The organism is Aeromicrobium sp. Leaf272 (assembly GCF_001422865.1).
Classification (GTDB): Bacteria; Actinomycetota; Actinomycetes; order Propionibacteriales; family Nocardioidaceae; genus Aeromicrobium.
Genome location: NZ_LMMY01000009.1, coordinates 713,199 through 727,564, shown reverse-complemented (window position 1 = coordinate 727,564; position 14,366 = coordinate 713,199). Strand labels below are relative to the sequence as shown.

18 protein-coding genes and 2 pseudogenes are annotated in these 14,366 nt (G+C 73.4%); 7 read left to right on the top strand and 13 right to left on the bottom strand.

Annotation, left to right across the window (positions count from 1 at the left end; translation table 11 throughout):
• Positions 1 to 169 precede the first annotated feature (169 nt).
• Both ASF38_RS19020 and ASF38_RS05215 read left to right on the top strand, forming a co-directional pair.
• Positions 170 to 357 (top strand): annotated as a pseudogene (locus ASF38_RS19020) (MATE family efflux transporter); the annotation flags it as partial.
• Between the two features lie 53 nt (positions 358 to 410).
• Positions 411 to 1,298, top strand: coding sequence for an MATE family efflux transporter (locus ASF38_RS05215; RefSeq protein WP_235497444.1), 888 nt, complete (start codon positions 411 to 413; stop codon positions 1,296 to 1,298).
• A 19-nt stretch (positions 1,299 to 1,317) separates the two neighbouring features.
• Here ASF38_RS05215 and ASF38_RS05210 read toward each other — a convergent pair whose 3' ends face one another.
• From ASF38_RS05210 to rpsF, 6 genes are all read right to left on the bottom strand, one after another.
• Positions 1,318 to 2,136, bottom strand: a complete 819-nt coding sequence (locus tag ASF38_RS05210) for a siderophore-interacting protein (RefSeq protein ID WP_056574111.1) — start codon at positions 2,134 to 2,136, stop codon at positions 1,318 to 1,320.
• A gap of 23 nt (positions 2,137 to 2,159) precedes the next feature.
• Positions 2,160 to 3,458 (bottom strand): ABC transporter substrate-binding protein, encoded by a 1,299-nt coding sequence (locus ASF38_RS19680; RefSeq protein WP_056574108.1) that lies wholly within the window; start codon positions 3,456 to 3,458, stop codon positions 2,160 to 2,162.
• Positions 3,459 to 3,810: 352 nt separating this feature from the next.
• Complete coding sequence (gene rplI, locus ASF38_RS05195; protein ID WP_055962365.1) at positions 3,811 to 4,257, bottom strand: 50S ribosomal protein L9; 447 nt, start codon at positions 4,255 to 4,257, stop codon at positions 3,811 to 3,813.
• 15 nt (positions 4,258 to 4,272) lie between these two features.
• The gene (rpsR, locus tag ASF38_RS05190; RefSeq protein WP_055962368.1) at positions 4,273 to 4,509 is read right to left on the bottom strand and encodes a 30S ribosomal protein S18; all 237 of its coding nucleotides are present in this window, start codon (positions 4,507 to 4,509) and stop codon (positions 4,273 to 4,275) included.
• Positions 4,510 to 4,550: 41 nt separating this feature from the next.
• Positions 4,551 to 5,108, bottom strand: a complete 558-nt coding sequence (locus tag ASF38_RS05185; protein ID WP_055962371.1) for a single-stranded DNA-binding protein — start codon at positions 5,106 to 5,108, stop codon at positions 4,551 to 4,553.
• A 113-nt stretch (positions 5,109 to 5,221) separates the two neighbouring features.
• Positions 5,222 to 5,512 (bottom strand): 30S ribosomal protein S6, encoded by a 291-nt coding sequence (gene rpsF / locus ASF38_RS05180; protein WP_055962375.1) that lies wholly within the window; start codon positions 5,510 to 5,512, stop codon positions 5,222 to 5,224.
• A gap of 85 nt (positions 5,513 to 5,597) precedes the next feature.
• Between rpsF and ASF38_RS05175 the strand changes: the two genes are divergently transcribed.
• A partial coding sequence (locus ASF38_RS05175) for a molybdenum cofactor biosysynthesis protein (protein WP_156366807.1) occupies positions 5,598 to 6,187 on the top strand: 590 nt, incomplete at its 5' end.
• Positions 6,188 to 6,200: 13 nt separating this feature from the next.
• Here ASF38_RS05175 and ASF38_RS05170 read toward each other — a convergent pair.
• Together ASF38_RS05170 and ASF38_RS05165 are read right to left on the bottom strand one after the other, a co-directional pair.
• Positions 6,201 to 6,539: an MGMT family protein gene (locus tag ASF38_RS05170; protein ID WP_055962382.1), complete on the bottom strand. Its 339-nt coding sequence runs from the start codon at positions 6,537 to 6,539 to the stop codon at positions 6,201 to 6,203.
• 40 nt (positions 6,540 to 6,579) lie between these two features.
• Positions 6,580 to 7,962 carry a PLP-dependent aminotransferase family protein gene (locus tag ASF38_RS05165; RefSeq protein WP_056574102.1) on the bottom strand — a complete coding sequence of 461 codons (1,383 nt, stop codon included), beginning with the start codon at positions 7,960 to 7,962 and terminating at the stop codon, positions 6,580 to 6,582.
• Positions 7,963 to 8,017: 55 nt separating this feature from the next.
• On the opposite strand from ASF38_RS05165, the pseudogene ASF38_RS05160 reads away from it, so the two are divergent.
• Positions 8,018 to 8,695: pseudogene (locus ASF38_RS05160) on the top strand (pyridoxamine 5'-phosphate oxidase family protein); the annotation flags it as partial.
• Positions 8,696 to 8,755: 60 nt separating this feature from the next.
• Here ASF38_RS05160 and ASF38_RS05155 read toward each other — a convergent pair.
• On the bottom strand, positions 8,756 to 9,886 hold the full coding sequence (locus ASF38_RS05155; RefSeq protein ID WP_055962392.1) for an aldo/keto reductase: 1,131 nt from the start codon (positions 9,884 to 9,886) through the stop codon (positions 8,756 to 8,758).
• Between the two features lie 68 nt (positions 9,887 to 9,954).
• Here ASF38_RS05155 and ASF38_RS05150 point away from each other — a divergent pair, with 68 nt between their 5' ends.
• The 3 genes from ASF38_RS05150 to ASF38_RS05140 all read left to right on the top strand — a co-directional run bounded on the left by ASF38_RS05150 (position 9,955) and on the right by ASF38_RS05140 (position 11,672).
• Positions 9,955 to 10,539, top strand: coding sequence for a hypothetical protein (locus ASF38_RS05150; RefSeq protein ID WP_156366786.1), 585 nt, complete (start codon positions 9,955 to 9,957; stop codon positions 10,537 to 10,539).
• A 30-nt stretch (positions 10,540 to 10,569) separates the two neighbouring features.
• Positions 10,570 to 11,085, top strand: coding sequence for a hypothetical protein (locus ASF38_RS05145; RefSeq protein ID WP_056574096.1), 516 nt, complete (start codon positions 10,570 to 10,572; stop codon positions 11,083 to 11,085).
• Between the two features lie 164 nt (positions 11,086 to 11,249).
• Positions 11,250 to 11,672 (top strand): hypothetical protein, encoded by a 423-nt coding sequence (locus ASF38_RS05140; RefSeq protein WP_055962397.1) that lies wholly within the window; start codon positions 11,250 to 11,252, stop codon positions 11,670 to 11,672.
• 67 nt (positions 11,673 to 11,739) lie between these two features.
• On the opposite strand, the gene ASF38_RS05135 is transcribed toward ASF38_RS05140, so the two are convergent.
• Genes ASF38_RS05135 through ASF38_RS17910 form a run of 4 tightly spaced genes read right to left on the bottom strand, consistent with a single transcriptional unit; the run spans position 11,740 to position 14,282 of the window.
• Positions 11,740 to 12,366, bottom strand: coding sequence for a hypothetical protein (locus ASF38_RS05135; protein WP_056556885.1), 627 nt, complete (start codon positions 12,364 to 12,366; stop codon positions 11,740 to 11,742).
• Positions 12,367 to 12,388: 22 nt separating this feature from the next.
• Positions 12,389 to 13,222, bottom strand: coding sequence for a transglutaminase family protein (locus ASF38_RS05130; protein WP_056557276.1), 834 nt, complete (start codon positions 13,220 to 13,222; stop codon positions 12,389 to 12,391).
• A 47-nt stretch (positions 13,223 to 13,269) separates the two neighbouring features.
• A complete protein-coding gene (locus ASF38_RS05125; protein WP_055962403.1) occupies positions 13,270 to 14,196 on the bottom strand; it encodes an alpha-E domain-containing protein in 927 nt (308 codons plus the stop codon).
• The gene (locus ASF38_RS17910; protein ID WP_082495336.1) at positions 14,190 to 14,282 is read right to left on the bottom strand and encodes an alpha-E domain-containing protein; all 93 of its coding nucleotides are present in this window, start codon (positions 14,280 to 14,282) and stop codon (positions 14,190 to 14,192) included. The genes ASF38_RS05125 and ASF38_RS17910 overlap by 7 nt, the downstream gene beginning before the upstream one ends.
• Positions 14,283 to 14,366: the final 84 nt, after the last annotated feature.

Sequence of the window (14,366 nt, the reverse complement as noted above, 5' to 3'; positions counted from 1 at the left end):
CCCGCCACGTTCTGTCCACCCGCCCGTCGCATCGACATGTCGACAGAACCCCGTCCTCCCCACGAAATCCACAGGCTGAGGACGCAGAGTGAACAAGTTTGGTGAACAAGATCGGCGCATCGTCGCGGTCGCCGTGCCCGCGTTCTTCGCGCTCGTCAGCGAACCCCTCATGCTGCTCGCCGACACGGCGATCGTCGGTCGGCTCGGCACCTCCGAGCTGGGTGGTCTGGCGGTGGCCTCCAGCGTGCTGCTCACCGTCGTCGGGCTCTGCGTCTTCCTCGCCTACGGCAGCACCGCCACCGTCGGTCGGCTGCACGGCGCGGGGCAGGAACGTGCAGCCTACGACGGTGCCGCCGGNGGAGGGGCACGCCGTCACCTACCTGGTCGTGTCCGCGGCCGCGGTCCCGGCGATGCTGCTCGTGCTCGCGGCCACCGGCGCCCTGCGTGGCGTGCTCGACCTGCGCACGCCGCTCGTCGTGACGATCCTCGCCAACCTCCTGAACATCGCGCTGAACCTGCTGCTGGTGCACGGGTTCGACCTCGGCATCGGTGGCTCGGCCGCCGGCACCGCGATCGCCCAGTGGGCCGCGGCACTGTGTCTCGTCGCCGTGGTGCTGCGGCGCGCGCGGGCCGCCGGCTCCTCCGGACGCCCCGACGTCGCGGGCGTGGTCGCCGCGGCCCGTCAGGGGGTCCCGCTGCTCGCCCGCACGGCCACGCTGCGCGCGGCCCTGCTGCTCGGCACGGCCGTCGCGGCGACCTTCGGTGACGCACCCCTGGCCGCGCACCAGATCGCGACGTCCCTCGTGTCGTTCCTCGCCTTCGCGCTGGACGCCGTCGCGATCGCGGGGCAGACCCTCACCGGCCGCACCCTGGGGGCGGGTGACGCGGAGGGAACCCGTGCCCTGACCCGGCGCATGATCGTCTGGGGCCTCGGCACCGGCGTGGTCGCGGCGGTGCTGCTGCTCGTGCTCGCGCCGTTCGTCGGTGGCTGGTTCACCCCCGACGCCACCGTCCACGACGCGCTCGTGCCCGCCCTGGTCGTGGTCGCCCTGGTCCAGCCGATCTCCGGCGTGGTGTTCGTGCTCGACGGCGTGCTCATCGGCGCCGGCGACGGGGTCTACCTCGCCTGGGCGGGCCTCGCCGTGCTGGTCGCGTACGCCCCGCTCGCCCTGCTCGCCGGGTCGCTCGGCGCCGGGCTGGCCTGGCTGTGGGCGGCCTACGGCGTGTTCCAGCTGGCCCGGCTCGTCACCCTGTGGCTCCGGCAGCGTGGTGACGCCTGGCTGGTCCTGGGGGCCTGAGTCCTCGCGCCGGGAGGTCTCAGCGGCGCCAGTAGCCGGAGACGTCGAGGCAGTCGCGGGGGACGCGGCGGTCGGAGCGCCAGTGCGTGCGCACGTCGCGCGCGGCGGTGGACTCACCGGCCATCCAGGCGTACACGTCCCCGGCCGGCCACGGGAGGGCGCGCACGGTGTCGGCCAGGAGCGTCGTGGTGCCCGGCTCCACCCCCGCACCGCGGTGCAGCCACGTGACGTCGACGCCCTCCCGGACCACGAGGTCCTGCTCGTCCTGCGGTCCCGCGACCTCCACCACCACCTGGGCGGGCACCCCCGGCGGCAGCTCCTCCAGGAACCGTCCGATCGCCGGCAGGGCGGTCTCGTCTCCGGCGACCACGAACGCGTCCACACCGTGCGGGAACGCCTGTCCGATCGTGGGCCCGGCGATCCACGCCAGGTCGCCCGGACGCACCCGCTCGGCCCAGCCGGCCGCCTGCCCGTGGCCGTGGCGCACGAAGTCGAGCTCGACCTCGTCGGGCGTCACCCGCCGGGGCGTGTAGTCCTTGCCGAGCGGACGCACCCCCTCGGTCGTGAAGTCGAGCCCGTCGGGCCGCTGCCGCGGGAGGACGGGACGCTCGGCACCCGACGGCGGCACGAACACCTTCACGTGGTCGTCGAAGCCGGGTGACGTGAACGCGGGCAGCGTCACCGGCTGCCCGTCCGGTCCCTCGACGACCCGCTCCCCGAGCGCCGGACCGGCCACCGTGAGCCGACGCATCCCCGGCGTCACGTCGTGGACGCGGACGACCTCCAGCTCGCGGAGCACCGCGAGGTGGGTGGTCGTGGTCCGTCTCAGCTTCGGCACGCCGACACCTTAGGCGGTGCGGGTCAGTCGCCGGCCCGGAAGCCCACGGTGGTCCACTGCGGCTGCTCGAAGGAGGTGGCGCCGACGTTCACCACGCCCTCGCGCACCGCGACCACCGACGGCGTGACCGCCAGCGGCACCACGACCGCGTCCTTGCGCAGGTCGGCCTCGAGGTCGCGCAGGGCGTCGACGAGCGCGTCCTCGTCTTCGGCGTCGCGGGCGACGTTCCACGGCTTCGCCGGCGACGAGACGCCCGTGAAGTTGGAGGTGGAGGTGATCGGGCGGAACCGGTCGCGGGCGGCCTCGGCACCGAGCAGCGACGGGCCCCAGCTGAAGGTGAGCAGGTCGAAGTCGAGCGGCACGAGGACGTCGGCGGTGAAGGCGTCGGGCTCGACCGACCGCACCTCGACGGCGATGCCGACCTCGGCCAGCTGCGCGGCGATGCTCTTGGCCCGGGCGGCGATGGACGGTGAGCCACCCACCACGGGGAGGGTCAGCGTGAGCTGGTCGCCGTCCTTCGTGGCCTTCGGTGCTTCGCCGCCGGAGACCTCGTAGCCGGCCTCCTCGAGCAGCGACCGGGCCTCGGCGAGGTCGCGCTTCCGTGTCTCGGCGACCTCGTCGTAGCCGGCCTGTCCGGGCAGGACCAGCACGCTGTCGGCGGTGCTGGGCTCGGCCCCGACCGGGGTGGCCACGGCTGCGGCGAGGGCCTCGCGGTCGAGCGCGGCCGCCACGGCGCGACGCACCTCGACGTCGCGCAGCGCCCCGCGACCGGCGTTGACGGTCAGGTGCGACCACTGCGAGCCGCCGGCGTGCTGCACCCGGTCCTCGTCGACCTTGTCGTAGCCCTCGGCGTCGAGGGTCGCGACGTCGAGCTCGTCGGCGTCGAAGGCTGCCGCCTGCACCGCGGGCTGGGCCACCCGCCACACGACCTTCGACAGCCGAGGCTTCTCGCCCCACCACCGCGGGTTGCGCTCCTGCGTGATGGTGCCGGTGGACTCGTCGACCGAGGTGACCACGAACGGACCGTTGGACGAGGTCGGCCGGTCGACGAAGCCGGTGTTGAACGTCTTGGGCTTCGACGAGGCGTTGGCGGGCAGGCGCGGGTAGACGAACAGCGGCCAGTCGGGCCGGCGGTCCTCGAACTCGACCTCGTACTCGTACGGGTCGTCGTCGGTGGTGACGTCCTCGATGTCGTCCCAGCCGTCGCTGCTCGCGACCTGGTAGGCGTCGTCGCTGCCGCGCAGCGCCTTCCAGTAGGCCGTCATGTCGCGGGCCGTGATGGCGGTGCCGCCCTGCCACACGGCGTCGGGGTTGAGCCGCACCCGGACCGTGAAGGGGTNNCCTCGCTGCCGGCGGCGTCGGCGTGGGCGGGGTTGAAGTTCGTGGGCTGCTCCGCGACGGCCAGCCGCAGGGTGCCGCCGGGCTCGACGTCGGCGACGTCGGCGCGCTCCCACGCCGTGCGGGTGTCGGCGGCCTGCTGCGTGGTCGCACCCTCGGGCTGCTCGGTGTCGCCGGAGAACCACGAGCAGCCGCCGACCAGCAGGATCGAACCTGCCACGGCGGCGACGGTGCGCGTGCGGCGCGGGTGCGCTCGGCGTTGCGACATGAGGAGAGGGCTCGTGGAACGAGGACGGGGTCCGGACCGGCGCTGCCGATCCGGACCCCGACGTCGAACTACTTGGAGGCCACCACGTTGAGACGGACCTCGGCGGTCACCTCGGGGTGGACGCGCACGGTGACCTGGTGGGCACCGAGCGACTTGATCGGGTTGCCGACCTCGATGCGACGCTTGTCGACCGAGCCGCCGGCCGCCTCGAGGGCGGAGGCGATGTCGGAGACGGTGACGGCGCCGAACAGGCGACCGCTCTCGCCGGCGCGCACCGGGACGTTGACCGGCTCGGCCTCCAGGCGACCCTTGATCTGCTGGGCCTCCTCGAGGTCGTGCACGGCGCGCGAGTCGCGCGCGGCCTTGATGGACTCGACCTGCTTGGCTGCGCCCTTGCTCCACCGGATGGCGTAGTTGCGGGGGAGCAGGAAGTTGCGGCCGTAGCCGTCCTTGACCTCGACGATGTCGCCGGGCTCGCCGAGGTTGGTGACCTCGTGCGTGAGGATGAGCTTCATCGGATCAGCCCTCTCTCAGCGTCCGCTGGACGTGTAGGGCAGGAGCGCCATCTCGCGGGCGTTCTTGATCGCCTTGGCGATCTGACGCTGCTCCTGCACGGACACACCGGTCACCCGGCGCGCGCGGATCTTGCCGCGGTCCGAGATGAACTTGCGCAGCAGCGCCGTGTCCTTGTAGTCGATCGTGGTGACACCGGCGGCCGCGAGCGGGTTGCTCTTCTTCTTCGGCTTCCGGATGACTGGCTTCGCCATGGTTCTCCTTGAACTGTGAATCTAAGAACGGGGTGTGTGACTCAGAACGGGGGCTCTTCGGCAGCGGCGCCGCCGCCGCCCCAGGCGTCGTTCCCACCCTGCGGTGCAGCCTGCGGCGAGGACCAGGGGTTGGCGCTGCCGCCACCGGCGTTTCCGCCGCCCTGTCCGCCGCCGTAGCCACCGCCACCGCCGGAGCCGCCACCGAAGTCGCCGCCGCCACCGCCGCCACCGCCACGGGAGGCCTTGGTGACCTTGGCCGTGGCGAAGCGCAGGGATGCTCCGACCTCGTAGACGTTCATCTCCACGCTGGTGCCCCGGCCGCCGTCCTGCCGCTCGTACTGACGCACGTTCAGGGCGCCGTGCACGATGACGTGCTGGCCCTTCTGCAGCGACTCGGCGACGTTCTCGGCCATCTGCCGCCACACCGAGCAGCGGATGAACAGCGGGTTGCCGTCCTTCCACTCGTTCGACTGCCGGTCGAAGGACCGGGGCGTCGAGGCGACGGTGAAGTTCGCGACCGCCGCGCCGGACGGGGTGAACTTCAGCTCGGGATCGTCGGTGATGTTGCCGACGACGGTGATGACGGTCTCGCCTGCCATGGGACCAGCCTTTCGGTGTGGCTGTGGTTGCGGTGCTGGGTGGGGGTCGACGCCAGTCAACCCCAGGGCGCGGACAACGGCGGTGCCGTCGTCCACAGGGAGCTCGAGAGCCCTTACTTCACGTCGGGTCGGGTGACCTTCGTGCGGACGACGGACTCGTTGAGCCCGAGCTGACGGTCGAGCTCCTTGACCGTGTCGGGGGTGGCGGTCAAGTCGATGACGGCGTAGATGCCCTCGTTCTTCTTGTCGATCTCGTACGCGAGGCGGCGCTTGCCCCACACGTCGACGTTCTCCACGCTGCCTCCGTCGTTCTTCACGACGTTGAGGTAGGTGTCGAGGCTCGGAGCGACCGTGCGCTCGTCGAGATCGGGGTCGAGGATGACCATGACTTCGTAGTGACGCAACGACAAGGTGCGTCCTCCTTCGGTCTGAACGGCTACGGACGGTCCGCAGCAGGAGGTGTGCCCAGAACGGGCAACCACGGAANNNCCGGCTTCGAGCCGGTCGACCTCGAGATCGTCGGGCTCGTCGTCTCTCCACGGCACCGCTACGACGGGCGCCCCTCCGACGGACCGAGGCCGTCCGTCGCGGAGGCCACCGGCGGCACGGAGCGGGTGTCGTCGGTGCAGGTGCGAGCCGGCAAGGGTCTGGTGGGCGACCGCTACTTCGGCACCCGGCACCGCTTCGCCGCGGTCACGTTCCTCGCCGTGGAGGAGCTGGAGCGCGTGCAGCGCGACCTCGCCGTCGAACCCCTCGATGCCTTCCTCACCCGCCGCAACGTGCTCACCCGGGGGCTCGACGTCGAGTCGCTGGTGCACAGCGAGTTCACGCTCGAGGTCGGCGGGGCCCGTCTGACCTTCCGCTCGCTCACCCGGGCCAACCCCTGCGCGTGGATGGACGTCGTGCTGGCGCCGGGGGCCCACCAGGCCATGCGGGGGCACGCGGGCATCCGGTCCGAGCCGCTCGACGACGGCGAGCTGGCCGTCGGCCCGGCACGGCTGGTGGCGGTGCGACACCTGAGCCCCGACGACGCGGCGCAGCTGCGGCGCGAGGCGCTGGCGGCGGCCCGACGCGGCTGACGTCGACCCCGGCTCAGCCGCGCGCCGGCCGGACCCGCCCCTCGTCGTCCACGCGATGCCCCTCCGCCTGCAGGAGCGAGGTGGCCGCCTCGCGGTGCTGGCGGTAGAGCCGGCCGTTCGTGGGCAGGACGCGCCACCAGGGCAGTCCCGGGACGCGACGCAGCACGTTCGCGACCGCCTGGCCCGCACCGGGGTGACCAGCCTCCAGGGCCACCTCGCCGTAGGTCAGCAGCTCGCCGGGCGGCAGGGCGCCGACCACGTCGGCGACGCGCTGCTGGAACGGCGTGAGCCGGTCCGGCGGGTCGGCGTGCCCGCCACCGGGCAACGGCATGGTGGAGGCGTCGTCAGCCATGTCCCCAGTGAACCCCAGACCTGTCGTGGGTGCAGCCGCGTCAGCGGGGCCGACGTCGGGACGGACGGTCGTCGAGACCCCGGACCAGGGCGCCCAGGGCGGCGTCGAGCTCGCGGTCGCTCACGCCGCCGAAGCCGACCACCAGCCCGGTGAGCCCGGAGCTGCGCGCGTAGTCGGACAGCAGCGGTACGTCGAAGCCGGCACGGGCCGCCGAGCGGACGGCGGCGTCGGCCCGGTCCGGTGGGAGCAGCCAGGTCGAGTACATGCCGGCGCTCGGACCCGCCGGCTCGGCGTGCGGTGCGAGCACGCCCGCGACGCGCGGCGCCCGGTCGGCGTAGACCCGTCGGGCCGAGCGGACCACCCGGTCGACGTACCCGTCGCGCAGCATCGACAGGAACGCGCGCTGGACCGGCCACGAGATGCCCTCGTGCCGCACCGCGCGAGCGGAGCGGACGGCGTCGAGCAGGTGCGGGGGAGGGACGAGCCAGCCGAGGCGCAGGCTCGGCGAGACCGACTTCGAGGCGGTGCCGAGGTAGGCGACGCCGGTGCGGTCGAGCGACGCGAGCGCGGGGACGGGCGCGACGTCGTAGCGGAACTCGGAGTCGTAGTCGTCCTCGACGACCACGGCGCCCCGCTCCCTCGCCGCCGCGAGCAGCGCCACGCGGTCGGCGGCGGGCAGCACGTGGCCGAGCGGGTGCTGGTGCGCGGGGGTCACGTAGGTCGCGACGACGTCGGGTGGCACGGTCGGGGTCCCCCGGGCCGGCACGTCGACCACGGCCCGCCCCGCGGAACGGACCGTGGCGACCGCCGCCCGGTAGCCGGGGTCCTCGACCGCGACCGCACCGGCGGGCAGCACCTCGAGCAGGGCGCGCAGGCCGTCGGTGGTGCCCTGCGTGACGACGACGTCGTCGGCCCCGCACTCCACGCCGCGGAGCCGACCGAGCCGCTCGGCGATCGCGGCGCGCAGGTCGGGGATGCCGCAGGGGTCGTCGTGGCCGGCCGGTGGCGTGGCGGCGGCGACGTCGCGCCAGGCTCGGCTCCATCCCGCCCGGTGGCGCGGATCGATCCACGGCGTGCCGGTGTCGAGTCGTACGAGGCGCGGGTCCGTCGTCGCCGCCGCTGCCTGCTGAGCGACGGCGGGCGAGGGGTGGGCCGTCGCCGTCCCCGCGACGAAGGTGCCCGAGCCGTGGCTCGCGTCGAGCCAGCCCTCGGCGACCAGCTGCTCGTACGCCTGCGTGACCACGGAGCGGGAGACCCCGAGCTCGAGGGCGAGGGCGCGACTCGCCGGCAGCCGCGCGCCTCGCCGCAGCGTGCCGGCCGCGACGAGCCGCCGCACGTCGGCGGCGAGCTGCGCCGGCAGGGGCGTGGCGGCGGTTCGGTCGAGGTGCACCGGCAGCGCGGGCGAGCGCGAAGTGGTCTGCACAACCCCGACGATAGTGGACCTCGACGTCGGACCACTTGGTCGGCACGCTGAGGTCATGGCCGCGATCGACACGTCACCGCTCTCCCCCACCCCACGCACGACCCTGGGTCGCTCGCGCGAGCGCGGGCTCACCGACCGTGCCGCGCTGCACGCGATCCTCGACGAGGCGCTCGTCGCGCACCTGGGCGTCGACGTCGGCGACCATCCCGTGGTCCTGCCGGTCGCCATCGCCGTCGATCCCGAGGGCCCCGACGCCGACGGCACCCTCTACGTGCACGGCTCGGTCGCCGCGCGGTGGATGACCCGATCGCGCCGACGCACCGTCTGCGTCACGGCGACGCTGCTCGACGGGCTCGTCGTCGCGCGGTCGGGCTTCCACCACTCGATGAACTACCGCTCCGCGGTGGTGGTGGGGGAGGCGCGGATCGTGGACGACCCGGACGAGAAGGCGCGCGCGCTCGACCTGACCGTCGACCACGTCGTGCCGGGCCGGTCGGCCACCCTGCGCCGGCCCACCCGCAAGGAGGTCGCGGCCACCGCCGTGCTGGCCGTCCCGTTGCGCGAGGCGTCGGTGAAGGTGCGCGCCGGGGACCCGGTCGACGACGACGCCGACGTCGAGGTCGGCGCGTGGGCCGGCGTCGTGCCGCTGTCGGTCGTCGCGTCGAGCCCGGTGTCGGCGGCGGACTCGCACGACGTCGTGCCGACCGACGTCGCCGAGCGGTCCGCCCGGCTGNGGGGGAGCACCATGGTGGGCTCGTGATTCCCATCAGCCGATGGGAATCACCAGGACGGGTCAGAGGTCGCTGGAGACGCTCCAGATGTTGACGCCGTCGACGCTGCCGGCGAGGTCGTCGATGCGTGACAGCTCCTCGTCGCTGAAGTCGACGTTCGCCGCGGCGGCGAGGTTCTCGTCGAGCTGCTCGGTGGACGAGGCGCCGATGAGCGCCGACGTGACGCCGCCGGGCCGGAGCACCCACGAGATCGCGAGCTGCGCGAGGGTCTGGCCGCGCTCCTCGGCGATCGCGTTCAGCCCGCGCAGACGCTCGACCATGTCGGGCGTGACGACGTCGTCGGTGAAGGAGCCGCGCTCGCCCGAGCGCTCCGCCGGCTCGTCGCCCAGGTACTTCGACGTGAGCAGGCCCTGGGCGAGCGGGGTGAAGCCGATCGAGCCCATGCCGTGCTCGTCGAGGACCGACAGCAGGCTCGACCCGCTCCCGGCGCCACCGGTCGCGCCGAACCCGGCGGGGCGCGCGTCGGTGCTGCCGGACTCGATCCAGCGGTTGAGCATCGAGTACGAGGGCTGGTGGATGACCAGGGGCGTGCCCAGGTCGCGGGCCACCGCCACCGCCTCGGCCGTCATCTCCGGCGAGTACGACGAGATGCCGACGTAGAGCGCCTTGCCCTGGCGCACCGCGGTGTCGAGCGCGCCGATCGTCTCCGCGACCGGCGTGCCGGGGTCGGTGCGGTGGGAGTAGAAGATGTCGACGTACTCGACGCTCATCCGCTCCAGCGACGCGTCGAGGCTGCTGAGCAGGTACTTGCGCGACCCGAGCTTGCCGTAGGGGCCCGGCCACATGTCCCAGCCGGCCTTGCTCGAGAGCACCAGCTCGTTGCGGTACGGCTTGAAGTCGGTGCGCATCATCCGCCCGAAGTTCTCCTCCGCCGAGCCGTACGGCGGGCCGTAGTTGTTGGCGAGGTCGAAGTGGGTGACGCCCTTGTCGAACGCGTGCCGCAGGATCTCGCGCTGCGTCGCGAACGGCCGGTCGTCACCGAAGTTCCACCACAGCCCCAGCGAGATCGGCGGCAGCAGCAGGCCGCTCGTGCCGACCCGGCGGTAGTCGAGGTGGGTGTACCGGTCCTCGGCGGCGACGTACGGACGGTGGGTCTCGGGCACGGCGTCGGCCCAGTAGCGCTCCTCGGTCATGCCACCGACGCTAGCGACTACGCCATGGGGCCGCTCGGCGGGCGAGCACGTGCGACGACGGGCCGGAGATGCCAACCTGGGCCATGGCCCTCGCGCTGATGCTGGTCGTCTTCTTCACCGTCCTGGTCGTCGCGACCGCGCTCGCGCCCCGAATCCTGGGCCGGAGGGTCAACGCCTTCGACCAGAGCCAGCTCGACGACGCCCTCCGGGGCATCCCGCGCGGCCTCAGCCCGGCGGTCCCGGTCGCCGCAGCCGCCATCTCGGCGGTCGTCGCCGGCACCTCGTTCGCGCTCGACGGGTCCGCCTGGCCGATGTGGACGCTGGTCGTCGTGGTGGCACTCGTCGACGTCAGGGTTCAGCGGTGGAGCCGGCACCGGGTCGAGCGGCTGCTGCGGAACGCGGGCGCGATGCCGCCCGGCGACGCGGCCCTCGAGCACGACGAGCAGCAGCGCCGATGGAGCACCGCAGGAACGGTGACCTTCACCCTCGGCACCTGCTGCCAGGTTCTCGCCAGGTTCGAGCCGCTCTTCTGGCTGATCTTCCCGGGCGCCGTGCTGATCCTGGTGGCCCTCGTCCTGGTGGTCGTCTCCGGGTGGAAGCTGCTGCGCGGTCCCGACCCCGAGCCCATCGTGCTCTGGCACCGCGACGGCTGAGCCAGGCCTCGCTCGTGGGAGGGTGCGGGCATGGTCGTGGCGATCGCGGTGCTGGGTGCGCTGACCTTCCTGGCGGTGGTGAAGGTGCTGCAGCCCACCCTGCTGGCCCACCGCGCGCGGCGTCTCGACGACGAGGAGCTGCGACGAGCCGCACCGTTCCTGCGCCGACGCGACGCGGTGCTGCCCGCGAGCGCCTTCGCGGTGTGCGTGGTCGCCTGCGGGTCGGCGTTCGCGTCGCTCGACGGGTCCTGGACCCTCTGGGCCGCGGGTGCGGGTGCGGCGGTGGCGCTCGGTGCGGCCGGGCGTGGATCGGCACCACGGGTCGACGCGGCGCTGCGGGCCAGGGGTGTCCCGCTCGGGGACCGTCCTCGCTACGTCTGGCTCGACCTGACCACCGCGCTGTTCGCGGCGACCTGGATCGTGCGGCTGCTCGCCACCCACGCCGCGTTCCAGCCGCTCGCCGTCACCCAGCTGGCGCTCCTGCCGGCCCTCACGGTCTGCGCCGGCGTCGCCGCGTGGGTGGCGCTGCGCGACCCGGTCCGCTGACCGCCGTCCCTGCGTCTCGGACACGTCCGGGGCACTCGGGGTGTCGCCCATGCCCCGCAACTGTCCGAAACGGAGGGACCTGCCGGGTGGACGGAGGGGCCTGCCGGGTGGAACGGGTTCCGACTCGACGTGACGTATCGTCCCCGACCCGTCACCCTGGACCCATGAAGACGGTGATCGGGGTGGTGCTCGGCGTCTGCGCCGTCGCGCTCGTCGCCGCCGCGGCGCTGGGCAAGGCGCCGCTCCTGGTGCTGCCGACCCCGTGGGGCGTCGGCCTCATCGGCGTGGCCATGCTCGCCGTCCTCGCCCAGCCGTCGGCCGCCCGGTCGGCCCGCACGGCCGCCGTGGCCCTGACCACCGTCGGCTCCGCGGGTGCGATCGTCGCGTGGCTCGCCTGGCTGCGCGGGTTCGGGCACGACAACGCGGTCGGTGGCGCTCCCGACGCGATCGACTCGATGGTCGACCTCGGTTCGTCCACGGCTGCGCTCGCGCTCGCCGCGCTCCTGGTGGTCGCCGGCTCCGCCTCGTCGATGCCCGGCCGGGACCGGCCCGGAGCCGAGACCACCCCGCTCAACACCGGCGTCTGACCCCCGACGCCGACGAGCCCGGACCGAGGTCCCGGCCGGTCTGGCGGCAACGATCAGGCGGGACCGATCAGTGAGGGCGCAGCACCACGAGCGGGACCGGCTGCTCCACACCCGGCCACGTGCCCTCGAGGACCGGTCCGCCCTCGGGCACCGCCTCGTCGAGCACTCGCCGCACGAGCAGGTCGCCCACGGAGGTGACCACGACGGTCACGTCACCCTCCTCGCGCACGTCGACCAGCCCCACCGACCCCGGGTGGGCCTCGTGGCCGGTCCCACGCACCCGGACCGACGGGTCGACGACGCTCGACGAGCCGTCCGGGAGCTCGCGCACCAGCTCGGCCTGGGTGCCACCGGCGAGGACGGACGCCGCGAGCGCCGCCACGTGGACGGGGTCGCCGCACCCGTCGTACACCCAGCGCGGGCCGAGCACCGAGTGCTCCATGGTGGCCACGAGATACGGGTCGGCACCGGCCAGCGGCGCACCCCGGTAGGTCAGCGGCACCTGCACGACCGTGCCGTCGGCGGTGCGGACGAGGTGCGTCTCGAGGCCGACCTCGCCGTCGGGATCCTCCAGCCGGTAGGCGCCGAGGACCTCGATCTCGCCATCGCTCGCCCAGGGTCGGTCCGCGAGGTAGGTCGCGAGGACCTCGGGCTTCGTCGGACGGATCTGCGCGCCGCCGTGCAGGAGTGCCATGGGCCGAACGTACGCCCGGGGCTCAACGCAGGCGCGTGATCTCGACCGAGACGAACAGCTCGGACTCCCCCTGCGTGGAGTAGATGCCGCGCAGCGGGGTGCTGTCGGAGTAGTCGCGTCCGCGGGCCACGAGCACGTGCCGCTCTCCGGGCACCACGGCGTTGGTCGGGTCGTAGCCGCGCCAGTCGCCGTCCCAGTACTCGATCCACGCGTGCGACTCGCCCTGCACCGTCTCGCCCACGACCGGCTCGGACGCGGGGTGCAGGTAGCCCGACACGTACCGGGCCGGGATGCCCGCCCGTCGCAGTGCGCCGACCGTCACGTGCGCGAGGTCCTGGCAGACGCCCGCACCGGCCTGCCACGCCTCGGCGGCCGTGGTGGACACGACGGTCGCACCCGGCAGGTAGCGCAGGTGGTCGTGCACGAGTCCGAAGACCGCGTCCGCGTACTCGCCCGGCGTGGCCGAGCCGGCCCGCAGGCCGTCGAGCTGTGACTCGAGGGCGACGTCGGGCCGGACCCAGTCGTCGAGCACCAGGAACTCGCACCACTCGTCGGCCACGGCCGGCAGGGCGTCCCACCCCACGGTCGGCTCGTCGACCGGGTGCGGGGTGCTCTCGACCGTCGACGTCGCGACCACCGTGAGCGCATCGTGCGGCTCGTGCACCTCGAACGCCGTGACCACGGTGCCCCAGTAGTCGCGGTACTCCTGCGACCACGCCGTGGGGGTGACCTCGATGCGGGAGCGCAGCACGAACTGGTCGGGCGTCGTCAGCGGCGTCAGGCGCGCCTCGTTGTAGGAGGCCGCCGCGCCCTCGTCGTACGTGAAGCCGGTGACGTGGCGGATGCGCAGCTGCATGGGCCGACCCGAGCCACCGCCCTGCGTCTGGGACTGGAGCTGACCGTTCACAGCGCCACCCCTCCCGTCCACGCGTGGTTCTCCGAGTGCGAGAAGTACCGCGCCGAGACCGCCTCGCTGGCCGCTCCGCAGGTGCGCTGGAGCCGCTCCATCTCGATCGGCATCGCCTCGACGATCTCGGCCAGGGGCCGGTACTCCAGCTCGGTGCGCGCGCGACCGAGCAGACGTTGCGCCTCGTCGCCGAACCCGGACCGCTGGCCCCGCGCCTCGAGCCGGCTGAGCGCCCGTTCGGCCTCCATGAGCGCCGAGACCACCGACCGCGGGAACCAGCGGTCCAGCAGCAGGAACTCCGCCGCCTGGCGGTCGCCGTCGAGCCCGCGGTACGCCCGGATGAACGCCTCGTAGGCCCCGCACGCGCGCAACGTCGTCGGCCACGCGACCTGCGTGTCCGACGCGAGCGCCGCGGTCGAGAGCAGCCGAGCGGTCATGTCGACCCGCTCGATGCTGCGGCCGAGCACGAAGAAGTTCCAGCCCTCGTCGCGCGGCATGGTGCCGTCGGCGATGCCGTTGATCATGGCCGTGCGGTTGCGCACCCACGCGAACATGTCCGGCGGACGCTTCGTGCGTGCCGACGGCAGCCCGCGCCACATGGTGTTGATCGAGGCCCAGATGTCGGTCGACAACGTCTCGCGCGCACCTCGGGCGCCCTCGCGCGCGGCGGTGATCGCCGCGGCGATCGAGCTCGGCGAGTCGACGTTGTGGGCCAGCAGGTCGAGGATCGTCCACCGGTTGATCGACCCGGCGTAGTCCTCGACGCCCATGACGCTCAGCAGCTGCTCGCACGACGCGGCCTCGTCGATGGCCGGGTCCTCGACCAGCACCTGCAGCTGGACGTCGAGGATGCGCGCGGTGTCGTCGGCGCGCTCGAGGTAGCGGCCGATCCAGAACAACGACTCGGCGATGCGACTCAGCATCCGCCCGCCACCTCTCGCTGGGGGTCGTCGGCGCGCTCGAGGTAGCGGCCGATCCAGAACAACGACTCGGCGATGCGGCTCAGCATCAGGCACCTCCACCGATCTGGGACTGGCCACCCTGGGACTGGGACTGCCCGTCCTGGGTCTGCGTCTGGGCGGACCGCTTGGGC